The 15,516-nt window shown below is 67.9% G+C and carries 10 protein-coding genes, 2 pseudogenes and 1 other annotated feature; of the genes and pseudogenes, 10 read left to right on the forward strand and 2 right to left on the reverse strand.

Annotation, left to right across the window (positions count from 1 at the left end; all coding sequences use genetic code 11):
* Positions 1 to 124: 124 nt before the first annotated feature.
* Positions 125 to 1,044, reverse strand: a pseudogene (locus ACLBYB_RS31340) (IS3 family transposase); the annotation flags it as partial.
* Positions 647 to 763, reverse strand: a sequence feature (AL1L pseudoknot). Its footprint overlaps the pseudogene before it by 117 nt.
* Positions 1,045 to 1,094: 50 nt before the next feature.
* Here ACLBYB_RS31340 and ACLBYB_RS31345 point away from each other — a divergent pair.
* Positions 1,095 to 1,748, forward strand: a pseudogene (locus ACLBYB_RS31345) (FAD-dependent monooxygenase); the annotation flags it as partial.
* A 188-nt stretch (positions 1,749 to 1,936) separates the two neighbouring features.
* On the opposite strand, the gene ACLBYB_RS31350 reads toward ACLBYB_RS31345, so the two are convergent.
* Positions 1,937 to 2,641 carry an IclR family transcriptional regulator gene (locus tag ACLBYB_RS31350; RefSeq protein WP_447701170.1) on the reverse strand — a complete coding sequence of 235 codons (705 nt, stop codon included), beginning with the start codon at positions 2,639 to 2,641 and terminating at the stop codon, positions 1,937 to 1,939.
* A gap of 174 nt (positions 2,642 to 2,815) precedes the next feature.
* Here ACLBYB_RS31350 and ACLBYB_RS31355 point away from each other — a divergent pair, with 174 nt between their 5' ends.
* The 9 genes from ACLBYB_RS31355 to ACLBYB_RS31395 all read left to right on the forward strand — a co-directional run bounded on the left by ACLBYB_RS31355 (position 2,816) and on the right by ACLBYB_RS31395 (position 15,296).
* Complete coding sequence (locus ACLBYB_RS31355) at positions 2,816 to 4,141, forward strand: MFS transporter (RefSeq protein ID WP_447701171.1); 1,326 nt, start codon at positions 2,816 to 2,818, stop codon at positions 4,139 to 4,141.
* Between the two features lie 5 nt (positions 4,142 to 4,146).
* Positions 4,147 to 7,200, forward strand: coding sequence for a D-2-hydroxyglutarate dehydrogenase YdiJ (ydiJ, locus tag ACLBYB_RS31360; protein ID WP_447701172.1), 3,054 nt, complete (start codon positions 4,147 to 4,149; stop codon positions 7,198 to 7,200).
* A gap of 17 nt (positions 7,201 to 7,217) precedes the next feature.
* Complete coding sequence (locus ACLBYB_RS31365) at positions 7,218 to 8,126, forward strand: DUF1932 domain-containing protein (RefSeq protein ID WP_447701173.1); 909 nt, start codon at positions 7,218 to 7,220, stop codon at positions 8,124 to 8,126.
* Between the two features lie 38 nt (positions 8,127 to 8,164).
* Positions 8,165 to 8,839 (forward strand): RraA family protein, encoded by a 675-nt coding sequence (locus ACLBYB_RS31370; RefSeq protein ID WP_447701174.1) that lies wholly within the window; start codon positions 8,165 to 8,167, stop codon positions 8,837 to 8,839.
* Positions 8,840 to 8,966: 127 nt separating this feature from the next.
* The gene (locus tag ACLBYB_RS31375; RefSeq protein WP_447701179.1) at positions 8,967 to 10,241 is read left to right on the forward strand and encodes an MFS transporter; all 1,275 of its coding nucleotides are present in this window, start codon (positions 8,967 to 8,969) and stop codon (positions 10,239 to 10,241) included.
* 34 nt (positions 10,242 to 10,275) lie between these two features.
* Complete coding sequence (locus ACLBYB_RS31380; protein ID WP_447701175.1) at positions 10,276 to 11,196, forward strand: SMP-30/gluconolactonase/LRE family protein; 921 nt, start codon at positions 10,276 to 10,278, stop codon at positions 11,194 to 11,196.
* Between the two features lie 13 nt (positions 11,197 to 11,209).
* Complete coding sequence (locus ACLBYB_RS31385) at positions 11,210 to 12,148, forward strand: amidohydrolase family protein (protein ID WP_447701176.1); 939 nt, start codon at positions 11,210 to 11,212, stop codon at positions 12,146 to 12,148.
* Positions 12,149 to 12,175: 27 nt separating this feature from the next.
* Positions 12,176 to 13,138 (forward strand): amidohydrolase family protein, encoded by a 963-nt coding sequence (locus tag ACLBYB_RS31390; RefSeq protein ID WP_447701177.1) that lies wholly within the window; start codon positions 12,176 to 12,178, stop codon positions 13,136 to 13,138.
* A 535-nt stretch (positions 13,139 to 13,673) separates the two neighbouring features.
* Positions 13,674 to 15,296, forward strand: a complete 1,623-nt coding sequence (locus ACLBYB_RS31395) for a Na+/H+ antiporter (RefSeq protein WP_447701178.1) — start codon at positions 13,674 to 13,676, stop codon at positions 15,294 to 15,296.
* Positions 15,297 to 15,516: the final 220 nt, after the last annotated feature.

A 15,516-nucleotide genomic window follows, 5' to 3' on the forward strand; every position in this document is an offset into this window, starting at 1 on the left:
AGACACGGCCGGTCGATCAGAGTGCGAGTCAGGCCGCACCGGGACGCCCTGCGGCGCCAGCTTAACCGATGGTCCATCGCTGTGCGGGTCAGACCACCCGGGAACTGGCGCAGATCTTCTGACTGTCGCTATGGTGCACGAGCCCACCGCCCCAGAGAGGACGACGCTCGTGCAGGGCCTGCTCAAGAGCATCGAGCACGAAGGCGACGTGAGCCGTGCGGGAGACCCGCCAACCGACGATGCGCCGGGCATAGGCGTCGATCACGAACGCGACGTAGATGAAACCGGCCCAGGTCGCGACGTAGGTGAAGTCGCTGACCCACAAGGCGTTGGGGCGCGGCGCCTTGAACTGGCAGTTCACCCGATCGAGCGGGCAGGCCGCGGCCGGATCCGGGATGGTGGTGCGAACCTTCTTGCCCCGCACGACGCCCTTCAGACCCATGACCTGCATCAGCCGGGCGACCGTACAGCGGGCAACCGCGATCCCTTCTCGACCGAGTTGCCGCCAGACCTTCCGCACCCCGTAGACGTGGAAGTTCTCCTCGAACACGCGCCGGATCTCGACCATGAGCGCCGCGTCCGAGCGAGCCCGAGCCGGCAGCTTGCCGGGGTCGACACGCCGCGCGGCATGGGCGTGATAGGTTGACGGGGCGATCGGCAGCACGCGGCAGATCGGCTCGACCCCGTAGGCCTCCCGGTGATCGTCGATGAAGGCGATCATGTCCGCGACCGGCGGTCGAGCTCCGCCATCGCAAAATAGGCCGACGCCTTCCTCAGGATCTCGTTGGCCTGCCGAAGCTCGCGGTTCTCGCGCTCCAGGGCTTTGATCCGCTCGCGCTCGTCCGTCGTTGGTCCGGGTCGCTGGCCCTGGTCCCGCTCGGCTTGCCGGACCCAGTTCCGCAACGTCTCGCCCGAACAACCGATCTTGGCTGCGATCGAGCGGATCGCCCCATATTGCGAGCCGTGCTCGCCCTGGTGGTCGAACACCATCCGGACCGCGCGTTCGCGGACCTCAGGCGAAAAGGGTGTGCTGCGCTTCGTCATGGCTCCATCCTCTCAAGAGTTGGAGCCTCCGGAAATCCCGGGGCGGTTCACCGACGGGCGGACAGGGTCTGAACACGAGCGTGCAGGACGCCTACAACCTCGGCTGGAAGCTGTCGGCGGTGCTGGCGGGCGCGCCTGATGCCTTGCTGAACACCTATGAAGAGGAGCGTCGGCCAATCGCGGCAGAGATGCTGGGGCTGTCCACGGGGCTGCTTGAAGCGGCCAAGCGCGGTGACATGCGCCGGGGTCGCGAGGTGCAGCAACTCGACCTCGCTTATCCGACCTCCTCTCTGGCCTTCGAGGCTCCCGAGCGCCACCGCGGTATTCTCGCGGGAGATCGCGCACCGGACGCGCCGCTGACGGGTGCTGCTGGGCAGGGTGTGCGTGTCTTCGACCTTCTGAAAGGCCCGCACTGGACCCTGATCGGGTTCATGACGGACCGCGCCACCCCGGCCCCGCGAAACGGGCTGCGCATCCACCGCATCAGTTCCCACGGCGACCTGATCGATACGCGCGGGCACTTTCGCAAATCCTATGGGATCGAAGAAGGAGCTTGAGTGCTGGTGCGTCCTGATGGATACATCGGCGCGATCGTCGCGGCCGACCATCTCGGTGAGCTGGAGGGCTATCTCGACCAAGTCGGCCCACCGAAGGCTCGAGCTGTAGAGAGCGGCTGGCCGTCCGCAGCGATCTGTTCTGAGTGACCGCCTTCTGGCGCCTCAGAAGTCGTGTCAAATGACTGGATTAGGTCGTTTACGGATCGGCCGCTTGGGGCGGATTTCTGTCGGTCTGCTTTCGGATGGAAGAAACGAGACAGCGGACACCAATGGTGGGGTGCGCCGGAGTGGCAGAGCACTTTTGCAATGGCCAGCCTACTGGACAGCAAATCCTCTTAGAGCTGTGCTCCGAGTTCAGACGAAAGACGTTCACCAGCCTCTCGGAGCCGAGGCTTGAGAGTCTCTGCTTGCTCCACCGTCAGGCGAGACGCCGGACCAGAGAGTGCGAGGGCACCGATCAGTTTCTGCTCCGTACCGAACACCGGCGTAGCAATTGATGCCACGTGAGGGTCGGTGATACCGGAGGAATAGAGTGGAACCTCGATTGCCGTCTTTTCCGAAACCCTTCGGTCGCTGAAAGTCCGCAACACCTGGGCGATGGCGGATTCATCCATCGGTCGCATGTCGCCGGGGCGGACATTCATCCGCAGCGGCGACGGCGAGTCCGCGCGGAACAGGCAGAGCCGCTGGTTGCCCCGACGGATGTAGAACGAGGCCGTCTCCAGGGACTCGGCCGCGAGCCGCTCCAAGACGGGGACGATCCGTTCCTCCAGGGCGAAGGATTGCTGGTAGACCGAACCGATCCGGGCCGCTTCGACGCCGAGGCGGTAGCGCCCGTCGTCCAGGCGCTCGATCAGGTCGAATTTTTCCAGCGAGATGCACAGCCGCATGATCGTGCTCTTCACGAGCGACGTGCGGCGGGCGAGCTCGGAAAGTTCCAGGGCGTCGTCGCCCCGCCGGAATGCGGTCAGCACCGTCAGCACCCGGTCTGCCGAAGCCACACCTTCGAGATTGGGCCGCGCACGCGCCTCCTTAGCCATCGCTTCGCACTCGTTCCGGTTTCGCGGTGTTCGGGACGCGCGATCCATAGCCATCTGCCTACCGCTCACCAAGCCGTGACGCCGCCTTGCCCACGGCATCGTTGACAGCACTGGCCGATTGCTGCACCTGAAACGAAACGCTGTTTCAAAATTGGCGAGTCGGGAGTGGACGTCATGGTGCATGGGCAACAGGCCCAGGCTCCGACCCACGCGGTCGATGAGCGAAACCTCCATCGCAAGATGATGCGGCGGATCCTGCCGTTCCTCTTTGTGTGCTACGTGGTCAGCTATCTGGACCGCGTGAATGTCGGCTTCGCCGCGCTCACGATGAACCAGCATATCGGTCTCACCGCGACGACCTTCGGTATCGGTGCGGGCCTGTTCTTCTTCGGCTACTTCCTCGCCGAGATACCGAGCAACCTGATCATGATGCGCGTCGGAGCCCGGCTCTGGATCGCCCGGATCATGATTACCTGGGGCCTCGTCTCAGCGGCGACCGCCTTCGTGACCGGCCCGATCCAGTTCGGCATCGCCCGGTTCCTCCTCGGCCTCGGCGAGGCGGGCTTCGTGCCCGGCGTCTTTCTCTATCTGAGCTTTTGGTTCCCCTCCGCGGTGCGGGCGCGAGCGACCGCGCTGTTCCTCCTCGGGATCCCGGTCGCCAACATCATCGGATCGCCGATCTCCGGCGCGCTGGTTCAGGTCGAGGGCTTCGGCCTCGCCGGATGGCAGTGGCTCCTCATCCTCGAGGCTCTGCCGGCGGTGATCCTCGGTATCGTCTGCCTCTTCGTCCTGACCGATCGGCCGGAGAAGGCGCAGTGGCTCACGCCCGCAGAGCGCGACGTGCTTGTCGCCAAGCTCGCCGAGGAGAAGGCCGCCGTCGAGAAGAAGCACCCGATGACCCTGGCGCAGGCCCTCCGGAACTGGCGGGTGTTGACGCTGGCAGCGATCAATTTTTGCGCGATCATCGGCTCCCTCGGCGTCGGCCTGTGGCTGCCGCAGATCATCAAGCAACTCGGGCTCGCGACCTCGCTGGTCGGGTTAGTGACTGCCATCCCGTATGTCTGCGGCGCGGTGGCGATGGTGGTGTGGGGCCGCCTGTCCGACCGGGGCCGGGACCGCACGATCTACCCGGTCATCTCCCTGTTCGTGGGCGCCGCCGCGCTGGTTGCGAGCGCCCTAACTCCGACGCCGATTCTCACAATCGCGGCGCTCTGCGTCGCGGTGATGGGCATCAACTCCTTCGTGGCGACCTTCTGGGCCGTGCCTTCGGGCTTCCTCACCGGACGCGCGGCGGCGGGCGGGATCGCGATGATCGTCTCGATCGGCAATCTCGGCGGCTTCGCCGGCCCCTACCTGATCGGTCTCGTGCGCGATCTCTCGGGCGGGTTCACCGCGCCGCTGCTGGCGGTCGGAGGCATCCTACTCGTCGGCGCGCTTATGATGCTGGCCTTCGGCCGGCAGGTCCGCCGGGCTGCGCTGCCGGCCGCGCTCCCGGCCTGACCGCCATGATCCCGCCCATCTCCCCCGGGCCAAAGGTGCCGTCGCTTACCGCGGTCTTCTGCGCCGAGCTGCGCGCGCGGGGCTTCGCGGGCGACCTGACAATGGCCGAGGCCGACCGTACCGTGCTCGCCACGGACAACTCGATCTACCAGATCACGCCGCAGGCCATCGCCTTCCCGCGCAACCGCGAAGACCTCGTGCGCATCGCGACCCTGCTCGCCGAGGAGCGGTTCGAGACAGTGCGGATCGCCCCCCGCGGCGGCGGGACCGGGACCAACGGCCAGTCCCTCACGGACGGAATCGTGGTCGATCTCTCGCGGCACATGAACCGCATCCTCGCCATCGATCCGGTGCGCCGCACGGCGCGGGTCGAGGCGGGGGTGGTGAAGGACCAGCTCAACGCCACCTTGGCCGAGCACGGCCTGTTCTTCGCCCCCGAACTCTCGACCTCCAACCGCGCCACCATCGGCGGGATGATCTCGACGGACGCCTGCGGACAGGGCTCCTGCCTTTACGGCAAGACCCGCGACCACGTGCGCGCCCTGACCACGGTGCTGGCCGACGGCACGGTCTGGCATTCCGAACCGCTCGACGCGGTCGGTCTGGAGGCGGCCCAGAGCCAGCCCGGTCTCGCGGGCGCCATTCACCGTGAGGTGGACAGGCTCCAGCGCGAGAATGCCGCTCTGATCGAGAAGACCTTCCCGCCGCTGAACCGCTGCCTCACCGGCTACGACCTGGCCCATCTGCGCCGCGCGGACGGGCGCTTCGACCTCAACGCCGTGCTGTGCGGCTCGGAGGGAACGCTGGCCCTCCTCGCCGAGGCGACGCTCAACGTCCTGCCGCTGCCGAGCCACGCGGCACTGGTGAACCTCCGCTACGACAGCTTCGATGCGGCCCTGCGGGACGCGCGCACGCTCGCGGCCTTCGGGGCGGCCTCGGTCGAGACAGTAGATTCCAAGGTTCTGGGCCTCGCTCAGGACGACCCGATCTGGGAGGGCGTCGCCGCCTACTTCCCGGAGGATGCGGGCGAACGGGCGCGGGGCGTCAACCTCATCGAATTCGTCGGCAACGGCGCGGAATCGGTCGAGGCGGCGCTGACCTGCCTCACGGCGGCCCTGGATCAGGCCGGGAACGCCCACGGCCGGCGCGGCTACACGGTCGCCCGAGGCGAGGCAGAAGTCGATCGTCTCTGGGCCATGCGCAAGAAGGCCGTCGGGCTCTTGGGCAACACCAAGGGCGACCGGCGGCCCATCGCCTTCGTCGAGGACACCGCCGTCCCGCCGGAACACCTCGCCGACTACATCGCGGAGTTCCGCGGCGCCCTCGACCGCCGCGGGCTCGATTACGGCATGTTCGGCCATGTCGATGCCGGAGTGCTCCATGTCCGCCCGGCCATCGACATGAAGGCGCCCGGTGCCGAGGCGCTGGTCCGTGCAGTGACCGAGGACGTCGTCGCCTTGACGCAGCGCTACGGTGGGCTGCTCTGGGGCGAGCACGGCAAAGGCGTGCGCTCCGAGTTCTCGCCCCAGTTCTTCGGCCCGCTTTACCCGGTGCTTCAGGGGGTGAAGGCGGCCTTCGATCCGCGCAACCAGTTCAACCCCGGCAAGATTGCCGCCCCCAAGGGCGGAGTTCTGCTGACCGTCGATGGCGTGCCGACCAAGGGCTCGCGGGACCGGGCAATCCCGGAGGACATCCACACCGCCTATGACGAGGCGCTCCACTGCAACGGCAACGGCGCCTGCTTCACCTGGGACCCGGACGAGGCGATGTGCCCGTCCTGGAAGGGCACCCGCGAGCGCCGGCACTCGCCCAAGGGCCGTGCCCAGCTGATGCGCGAGTGGCTGCGTCGACTCGCCGTCGAAGGCCGCGATCCGCTGGAGGAAGCCCGCCATCTGCGTGCTCGCTCGGGCTGGCTGACCTTCCCGGCCCGCCTCGCCGCAACCCTGCGGCGGCGGGACGACTTCTCCCACGCGGTGCACGAGGCGATGGCGGGCTGCCTCGCCTGTAAGTCCTGCACGGGGCAGTGCCCGATCAAGGTCGACGTGCCGACCTTCCGGGCGAAGTTCCTCGAACTGTACCACGGCCGCTACCTGCGGCCCCTGCGCCACCACGCCATCGCCGCCCTGGAGACCGCGGTACCGCTGCTGGCCAAGGCGCCCCGGCTTGCGAATGTCGCGACCTCGCTGGGGCTCGCGCGGGCAGTCGGGCTCGTGCACGTCCCACAGCTGTCAGGCCTCGACTTGGCTCAGGAACTAAAGCGCCGCGGCGTGGCGCTGGCCGATGTGCGGACCCTGGCGCGCTTCCCGGAGGCCGAGCGCCTGACGAGCGTCATCGTCGTGCAGGACGCCTTTACCAGCCACTACGACACGCCCGTCCTCCTCGCCCTGCTCGATCTGCTGATCGGGCTCGGCCTGCGGCCCTGGCTCGCGCCCTATCGCCCGAACGGCAAGCCGCTGCAAGTTCACGGCTTCCTTGGCCGGTTCGGACGCCTGGCGGCGTCCAACGCCGACGAGTTAGGCCGCCTTGCGGCCACCGGCATCGACCTCATCGGTCTCGACCCGTCGATGACGCTGACCTACCGCTCGGAGTACCGGCAGGCCCTGCCGGGGCGGGTCCTGCCGCGGGTCCACCTTGTCCAGGAATGGCTCGCCGGCCGCCTCGACCGGACCCGTCCGGCCTCCGGGGCGGAGCCCTACTGGCTGCTGCCCCACTGCACCGAGCGGGCGACGGCGCAGCCGGCGCTCGCCGATTGGACCAGGGTCTTCGCCGCCCTGGGGTTGCGCCTGTCGGTGCTGCCCGCCGGCTGCTGCGGCATGGCCGGGACCTACGGCCACGAGGCCGACCACCGGGCGATGTCGGAGCGGATCTACGGCCTCAGCTGGGCCGGACATGTCGCGGGAAAGGGCCACTCGGGCCGCCTGCTCGCCGACGGTTACTCCTGCCGCTCGCAGGTGAAACTCGTCGATGGCCTGCGACTGCCCCACCCCGTCGAGATCCTCCGCGACCACCTCACCGCCAGCCCGCTTGCCGGCCGGCGGACCATCCCCCTCACCGCATAGCCCGACAGGAGCACACCATGGCAGATCGCACACAATTCCGGCTCGGCCTCGTCGGCTACGGCGAGATCGGCAGCACGCTCGGCGCCGGCCTGCGCGGCGCCGGCCTCGAGTCCATCGCCTGCTACGACAAGTATGCGTTCGAGGGTCCCTACGCGGATCTCATCCAGACGCGGGCCAGGGACGCGGGCGTCACCCTCGTCCGCTCGAACGCGGAGCTCGCCGAGGCCGCCGACCTGATCGTGAGCTTCACGCCCGGCGCCTCCTCACTGGAGAGCGCCGACGCCTTCGCCCCGGTGCTCACGGCCCGGCACACCTTCCTCGACTTCGCCTCGGCCACGCCGAAGATCAAACAGACCGTCGCGCGGAAGCTCGAAGCCACCAGCGCGCTCCTCGGCGACGGCTCGATCGAGGGTACGCCGCTACACGGCTATTCCATGCGGATGCTGTCGAGCGGCCCGGCCGGCGAGCGGGTGCGCGACCTCCTCGTGCCCTGGGGCATGCAGATCGAGTTCACCGGCCCGGTGCTCGGCACCGCCTCGGGGATCAAGATCATCCGCTCGGTCCTCATCAAAGGGATCGAGACGCTGACCGACGAGATGCTGCTGGCCGCCCGGCAGTACGGGATCGACGAGATCGTCCTCGCCTCGGCCTCCAAGACCCTCGCGCGGCCGTGGATGGACACGGTCCAGAGCCTCACCCCCTCGGGGGCGATCCACGCCAAGCGCCGGGCCGAGGAACTGGAGATGTCGGCCGACGCCGTCGCCGATGCCGGCGTCGAGCCGATCATGGCCCGCGCCGTCGCCCAGCGCCTGCGCTGGAAGGAGAGCCTCGGCCTCAAGGACCACTTCAAGGGCGTCGTCCCCCGGACCTACCAGGAGGCCCTCGACGCCATGGTCCTCAAGGCCGGTCTCAAGCCCGTCGCCTGACGCCCCTGCCACCTTCCCGCATCGAAGGACGAACCTCCATGGCCATCGGTTTCAAGATCCATCCGCGCACTCGCACGGTCCACCCCGCCACCGTCGAGAAGTACAAGGCGATCGCGGTCGCCAATATCAGCGACTCTATGAATCGCATGAGCCATGGCGGCGCGCGGATCCGCCCGCTCCATGCCGGCGGCGTGCTAAGCGGCGTCGCCCTGACGGTGCGGGTGCGCCCCGGCGACAACCTGATGATCCATGCGGCCCTCAACCGCGCGAAGCCCGGAGACGTGCTCGTCGTCGATGGCGACGGCGACCTGACGAACGCCCTGATGGGCGAACTCATGCTCTCCCATGCGCAGCAGATCGGCGTGGCCGGCGTCGTCCTGAACGGCGCGGTGCGCGACTACGGCTGGATCCGCACGAACGCGTTCCCGGTCTTCGCCGCCGGCGTCACCCATCGCGGACCCTACAAGCACGGGCCGGGCGAGATGAACGCCACCATCGCCATCGAGGGCATGGTGATCGAGCCTGGCGACCTGATCGTCGGGGACGACGACGGCTTCGTCTGTGTGCCCTTCGACCAGACCGAAGAGGTCTTCGCCGCCGCCGACAAGAAGCAGCAGGGCGAGTCCAAGACCATGGCGGCGATCAAGGCGGGCACCGTGGATCGCTCCTGGGTCGAGCGCGCCCTCAGGGAGGCAGGCTGCGAGGGGATCTGATCCTCTGCAGCCCAAAACCACAAAGGCTCAAGGGCGCGAGACGTCACGCGAGCCACATCTCAAATAAGAGGGAGGTTGGGACGTGAACGTCTCCGAGCAAGCCGAGCATCCGCTTGAGACCGCGACCATGCGCCGGGTCATCCTACGGCTCGTGCCGTTTCTGATGCTCTGCTATTTTTGCGCGTTGCTGGATCGGGTCAACGTGGGTTTCGCCGCTCTGCAGATGAACAAGGATCTCGGGCTGACCCCGGCCATGTTCGGCTTCGCGGCAAGCCTGTTCTTCGTCTCCTACTTCCTAGTGGAAGTGCCGAGCAATCTCGCCCTGCAAAAGGTCGGCGCGCGGCGCTGGATCGCGCGGATCATGATCTCCTGGGGCTTCGTCACCATGGGCATGGCCCTCGTGACCGGCCCCCATTCCCTCTACGTGATGCGCTTCATCCTCGGCGCGGCGGAGGCCGGGTTCTTCCCGGGCGCGATCCTTTACCTGACCTACTGGCTGCCGAGCGAGTACCGGGCCCGGGTCCTGGCGACGTTCACGGTCTCGATCCCGCTGGCGACCTTCCTCGGCTCGCCCCTGTCCGTGTCGCTCCTCGAACTCGAAGGGCTGCTCGGGCTCAAGGGCTGGCAATGGCTGTTCGTGCTGGAGGGCCTGCCCACCGTTCTCCTCGGCATCACCTGCCTGTTTGTGCTCACCGACCGGCCCCGCGATGCAAGCTGGCTGAAGGATGAGCAGCGCGCATGGCTCGTCGAGCGCCTCGACGAGGAGGCCGCGCGGCGCAAGCCCATCGACCACATCTCGCTTTGGCAACTGGCCCGCAACAAGTACTTCCTGACGATGGCGCTGGTCTGCTCCGGTGCCTCCGCGACGGGCAGCGTCCTGTCGGTGTGGCAGCCCCAGATGATCAAGTCGTTCGGGCTGACCAACCTGCAGACCGGCTTCGTCAACGCGATCCCCTACGGCTTCGCCACGATCCTGATGGTGCTCTGGGGCCGCCACTCCGACCGGCAGGGCGAGCGGCGCTGGCACACGGCGATCCCGCTGCTGCTCGCGGCCTTCGGCCTGGCGTACCTCAACCTGACCGGCGGCATCGCCACCGCCGTCCTGGCCGTGACCTTCGCCCTCGTCGGCGCCTACTCCTTCAAGGGGCCTTTCTGGGCGCTCTCCGCCGGTTGGCTGTCGCCGGGGACGCTGGCGGCCGGGCTCGCCGGGATCAACGCGATCTCGAACCTGATCGGCGGCGGCCTGATGGTGAACATCGTCGGCCTCGTGAAGGACGCGACGGGAAGCTTCCCCCTCGGCATGCTTCCGGTCGCGGCGCTCGATGCCGCCGCCGCGATCAGCGTGATCCTGATCAGCCGCGCCCATGCCCGCGAGGCTCGGACCGCGGCGCTGGCTGCCTGAACCACTGTGCCCACTCCCACACCGAGGACACGCGATGTCGTTCTTCGCTCCCCCGCCGACGGTGACGGCCGAGGTCTTCACGCGGCTGCCCGACCACTTCCGCAAGGCCCGCCCGACCGCTTGGGCGAACGCCAACCGGGGCGGAAACCCCATCGATTCCTTCCTCGAAGGCCCCGTCTTCGACCGGGCCGGCCGCCTCTACGTCACGGACATTCCCTTCGGCCGGATCTTCCGCATTGACCCGGCCGGCAAGTGGGAACTCGTCGCCGAGTACGACGGCTGGCCGACCGGCATGAAGGTCCACCGGGACGGGCGGATCCTCATCACCTGCTACAAGCGCGGCCTGATGCTTCTCGACCCCGACACGGGCGCGGTGACGCCGTTCCTGGAGAATGCGGGCTCGGAGGGCTTCCGCGGGGTCAACGACCTGACATTCGCGAAGAACGGCGACCTCTACTTCACGGACCAGGGCCAGACCGGGCTGCAGGACCCGACCGGCCGGGTCTACCGCCTGCGCCCGTCTGGCGAACTGACCTGCCTCGTGGACACCGTGCCGAGCCCGAACGGCATCGTCATCGACGATGCCATGGGCAGCCTGTTCGTCGCCGTGACCCGCGCGCAAGCCATCTGGCGCATTCCGCTGAACTCCAGCGGCCTCGTCGCGAAGGTCGGCGTATTCGCGCAACTCCACGGTGGCCTCGGCGGCCCGGACGGCATCGCTCTCGATGCCGAGGGCTGCCTCATCGTCGCCCATACTGGGTTCGGGTCGATCTGGCGGCTGTCGCCGGTCGCCGAGCCGCTGCTGCGGGTGAAGTCCCCCGCCGGGATCTCGACCACCAACGTCGCCTATGGCGGCCCTGACGGGGCGACCCTGTTCATCACCGAATCCCAGACCGGCAGCATCCTGACGGCGCGGATGCCGGCCGCTGGCCAAACCCTCTTCTCGCATCACTGAACGGACCGGCCGGATGACGACCTCGATGACCCGCCGCGCGCATCTCGCGGCCTTAATGACCGGCGCCGCGATCGGCGCCGGGCTTCGGACTGCCGCGGCCCAGACCGTACCCTGGTCCTCGGGCACGGAGCGGCCCAAGATCACAGTGCCCCCGGAAGCCACGGACTGTCACCATCACATCTACGACGCGCGCTTCCCCTCCTCGCCCGGCGCGACCCTGCGGCCGCCGGATGCCAGCGTGGCGGACTACAAGCTCCTGATGCAGCGCCTCGGCATCGGCCGCCACGTGGTGGTGCAGCCCTCGACTTACGGGGTCGACAATAGCCTCCTCGTCCAGTCCGTGAAGGAGTTCGGGCCGACTGCCCGGGGTATCGCGATGCTGGACGCCTCGGTGACGCCCGAGGAACTGAAGCGCCTCGACGGGGCCGGCATCCGCGGCGTTCGGTTCGGGACGCGCCTGCCGGGCGGGGCGCCGATCGCCGACATGGTGCCGCTCGCCCGCAAGATCGCCGACCTCGGCTGGCACATCCAGCTCGTCACTGACGGCGACAAGATCGTGGAGCTGGCCGACACCCTGAAGGCCATGCCGGTGCCGGTCGTGTTCGACCATATGGGGCACCTGCCCGAGCCTGCCGGCCCCACCCATCCGGGCTTCAAGCTCATCGCCGACCTGATCGAGAAGCACGGAGCGTGGGTCAAGCTCACCGGCGCCTATCTTCTTTCGAAGGTCGGACCGCCGAGCTATGCGGACCGCAGCCGCCTCGCCCGCGCGTACGTGCAGCTCGCCCCTGAGCGCCTCGTCTGGGGCAGCGACTGGCCGCATCCAACCTCCCCCGCCGAGGCGAAGCCGGACGACGCCGTGCTCCTGGACCTCCTGGCGAACTGGGCCCCAGACGAGGCGGTGCGGAACCGGATCCTCGTGGCCAACCCGGCCAAGCTTTACGGCTTCTGAACACGCGCCCAAGCGGAGGACCCCACGATGGATCTCAGGCCCCCGACACGGCGAAGCATCCTGGGCACGGGCGGTACCCTTACCATCGCCACGGCCGCTGGCCTCTCCGGCCGGCCGGCGGGTGCGATTGAATCCGCCCCATTTTCGGCCGGGACGGAGGCGCCCTCGATCGGCGTGCCGCCAAACGCCTGCGACTGCCATATTCACATCCTTTCGACCCGTTTCCCGGCTTCGCCCCACTGGAAGGGACAGCCGGTGCTGGACAGCGACGTCGCCGCCTACCACCGCATACAGGCCCGCCTTGGCACGAACCGGGTGGTGGTCGTGACCCCCTCAACCTACGGCACCGACAATCGCGCGACCCTCGATGGCGCGGCACAGTTCGGCCCGTCGGCCCGCGCAGTAGTCGTGGTCGATCTCGACATCGCCGATGGCGAACTCCGGGCGATGGCAGCCCAAGGCGCGGTGGGCATCCGGGTCAACTTCGGCACGCCGCAATCCTGGGGGACGACGACTGCCGAGCGCTTGGAGACGGTGGCCCGCAAGGTTGCCCCGCTGGGTTGGCACGTCCAGATCTATGCGACCGGCGATCAGATCGTTGGGCTTGAGCCGGTACTGCGGCGACTGCCGATGCCCCTCGTCATCGATCATTTGGCGCGACTGCTACCGGGCCAGGGCGTGAGTCACCCCGCCCACGCCGTGGTCCGTAGGCTGCTCGACGGCGGTCGGACATGGATGAAGCTATCGGGGGCTTACCTGAACACCACGAGCGGACCTCCCGCCTACGCCGACGCCACGGTCGTCGCGAAGTCCTTCGCGGCGGCGGCACCTGACCGGATGGTCTGGGGCAGCGACTGGCCGCACCGGGGCGAGAAGCACATGCCCGACGATGCCCGGCTGCTCGACCTCCTGGCCGAATGGGTGCCCGACGACCGAGCGCGGGCGCGGGTTTTGGTCGACAATCCGGCCAAGCTCTACGGGTTCGGCTGAACAGGTGAGAAGGGCTGGCTCCGGACGACAGTCTTCGCGATCACGTCAGCTTGCGACGAGCGCCGATGATCGGAATGGGCGCACCTCTGCCAGAGCTCGCGGCGGATCATACGTCTGCTTACGGGAACCGCAGGAATGCGCCTGAACGACTGGGTTGGGTCGATAAAAGGCCGTCCGCTTTCCCGGCACACCTGCTCCGGAGCAGCCATTCCGCTTACGGCCAATTTAGGTCGGGTTGCCGATGCGCTCGAGGAGCAGCGCTTGGCCAGTCGTCTGACACAAATTGAAGCGGTCTCGGGCAGGATTCAACTTCACGCTGCCAGAGCCGGCATGGACCGCACGTCTGCTGCTGAGAACCGGTGCATGATGCGGGCTCCACGGCGTCTACGATGCGTCGGAAGCAGGCTTCCAGCGTGGGGCACCGGGCGTCAGATCTCAACGTCTGGCACTGCCCACCATTATTGGCGCACCTAGCGGTGCTTGAGGGGTGTAGTTGGCCTCCACCTTGGTAGTCCGCCCCAAGCGAAAGAGAGAGATGGAAAGCGTAACCGTTGTTCTGGCCTTGCTGCTGTCCGTTCTGGTGAGTGGTGCCCTCGGTCGCCTGCTTCCTCTGCCGCTCCCCTTGATCCAGATTGTCATCGGCGTGGCGCTCGCCCTCGGGCCGTTGCCGAGCACATCGCTGGATCCAGAAATTTTCTTCCTCGTCTTTCTGCCGCCGCTCCTATTCCTCGACGGATGGCGCATCCCGAAGCGGGACCTGTTCCGCGACGGCAAGGCCGTGCTGGCGCTGGCGCTCGGACTCGTCGTCCTGACGGTACTCGGCATCGGGACGCTGATTCACGGCATGATCCCCGGTATACCGCTCGCCGTGGCGTTCGCGCTGGCAGCGGTCCTGTCGCCGACCGATCCGATCGCCGTCTCATCGGTCGCAGCTCAGGCACCCGTACCGCGGCGCCTGATGCACATCCTTGAGGGCGAGGCGCTTCTGAACGACGCGACCGGCCTCGTCTGCCTGCGCTTCGCCATCGCCGCCGCCCTCACCGGGACCTTCTCGCTCCCGGAGGCCGCGACCACCTTCGTCTGGCTGGCCCTCGGAGGCCTCGGGATCGGTGCCCTGACGACCTTTGTGCTGATGGGGGCTCAGGACCTCCTGCGGCGGCGCACTGGCGAGGATCCGGGCCTGCAGATCCTGTTCAGCCTGCTCACGCCGTTCGGCGCCTATCTCGCCGCCGAGCACGTGCATGCCTCGGGCATTCTGGCCGCGGTCGCCGCGGGCATTGCCATGACCTATGTCGAGATCCAAGGGCGCAGCCTCGGCACCACCCGCGTCCGCCGGACCGCCGTGTGGGACACCGTCGCGCTCGCTGCCAACGGCTCGATCTTCGTCCTATTGGGAGAGCAGCTTCCGGAAGTGTTCGGCCACGCGGTGAAACAGGCCGACGTGCAGGGGGCGGGCTGGCTCATCGCCTGGACTCTGGTCATCACCGCGGGCCTTATGGCGATCCGGTTCGTCTGGGTTTGGGTCTCCCTCCAATTCACGCTCGTGAAGGCGCGCCGGCGCGGCGACAAGCGCGAGGGGCCGACCTGGCGCCTCGTGGCCGCCACGACCTTGGCCGGCGTGAAGGGCGCCATCACCCTGGCGGGTATCCTCACGCTGCCGTTGACCCTCAAGGACGGCATGCCGTTCCCCGCCCGGGATCTTGCGATCCTGCTGGCGATGGGCGTGATCTTGACCTCCCTCGTCCTGGCGAGCACGGTCCTGCCGCCGCTGCTCCGCGGGCTCCATCTGCCACCCGAGCCCAGCCACGATGCCGAGGAGGATGCGGCCCGCGCCGCGGCGCGCGACGATGCCGTCAAGGCCATCGAAGCACTGCAGCATCGCCTCGTGGAAGAGCAGGAGGATGCATCGATCGCCGTCGAGGCCGGCGCCCGAGCCATGGATCGGTACGAGGGTATCGAGGCGCCGACCTCGGAGCGGCGCAAAGATCTCAGCCGCTCCCGGCAGCTCGCGAATACCGAGAAGCGTTTGCGCCTCGCGGGCATTGAGGCTGAGCGCCAAGCGCTCTACCGCCTGCGGCGCTCGCAGGTCATCGATGACGTGCTCCTGCGTCGGCTCGTCCGGGAAATCGACCTGATCGAAGTGCGGCTCGTAATGTAGCCGCCGACCTATAGAAGCGGGATGCGCCAAGTGATGCTGGATTATCCTGGTAGCGCGCCGGATGCTCGTCAGTCTTGGCAGAATTTCTGCTCCAAAGCAGATGGGGTGGATGGCTCCCGCTCCGACTGACGGCATCTCGGTGCCAAGATGTGGTCGCTGTCGAAGCAGCAGCCACGCAGATGCAGGAGCCATCCCCATGGAGATCACCACCGTCGGCATC

The sequence above is a fragment of the Methylobacterium sp. D54C genome, assembly GCF_053345595.1.

Excerpts from the sequence above, each read along its gene's own strand:
- ACLBYB_RS31350 (WP_447701170.1), bottom strand. The coding sequence starts at position 2,641 with ATGGCTAAGGAGGCGCGTGCGCGGCCCAATCTCGAAGGTGTGGCTTCG.
- ACLBYB_RS31355 (WP_447701171.1), top strand. The coding sequence starts at position 2,816 with ATGGTGCATGGGCAACAGGCCCAGGCTCCGACCCACGCGGTCGATGAG.
- ydiJ (WP_447701172.1), top strand. The coding sequence starts at position 4,147 with ATGATCCCGCCCATCTCCCCCGGGCCAAAGGTGCCGTCGCTTACCGCG.
- ACLBYB_RS31365 (WP_447701173.1), top strand. The coding sequence starts at position 7,218 with ATGGCAGATCGCACACAATTCCGGCTCGGCCTCGTCGGCTACGGCGAG.
- ACLBYB_RS31370 (WP_447701174.1), top strand. The coding sequence starts at position 8,165 with ATGGCCATCGGTTTCAAGATCCATCCGCGCACTCGCACGGTCCACCCC.
- ACLBYB_RS31375 (WP_447701179.1), top strand. The coding sequence starts at position 8,967 with ATGCGCCGGGTCATCCTACGGCTCGTGCCGTTTCTGATGCTCTGCTAT.
- ACLBYB_RS31380 (WP_447701175.1), top strand. The coding sequence starts at position 10,276 with ATGTCGTTCTTCGCTCCCCCGCCGACGGTGACGGCCGAGGTCTTCACG.
- ACLBYB_RS31385 (WP_447701176.1), top strand. The coding sequence starts at position 11,210 with ATGACGACCTCGATGACCCGCCGCGCGCATCTCGCGGCCTTAATGACC.
- ACLBYB_RS31390 (WP_447701177.1), top strand. The coding sequence starts at position 12,176 with ATGGATCTCAGGCCCCCGACACGGCGAAGCATCCTGGGCACGGGCGGT.
- ACLBYB_RS31395 (WP_447701178.1), top strand. The coding sequence starts at position 13,674 with ATGGAAAGCGTAACCGTTGTTCTGGCCTTGCTGCTGTCCGTTCTGGTG.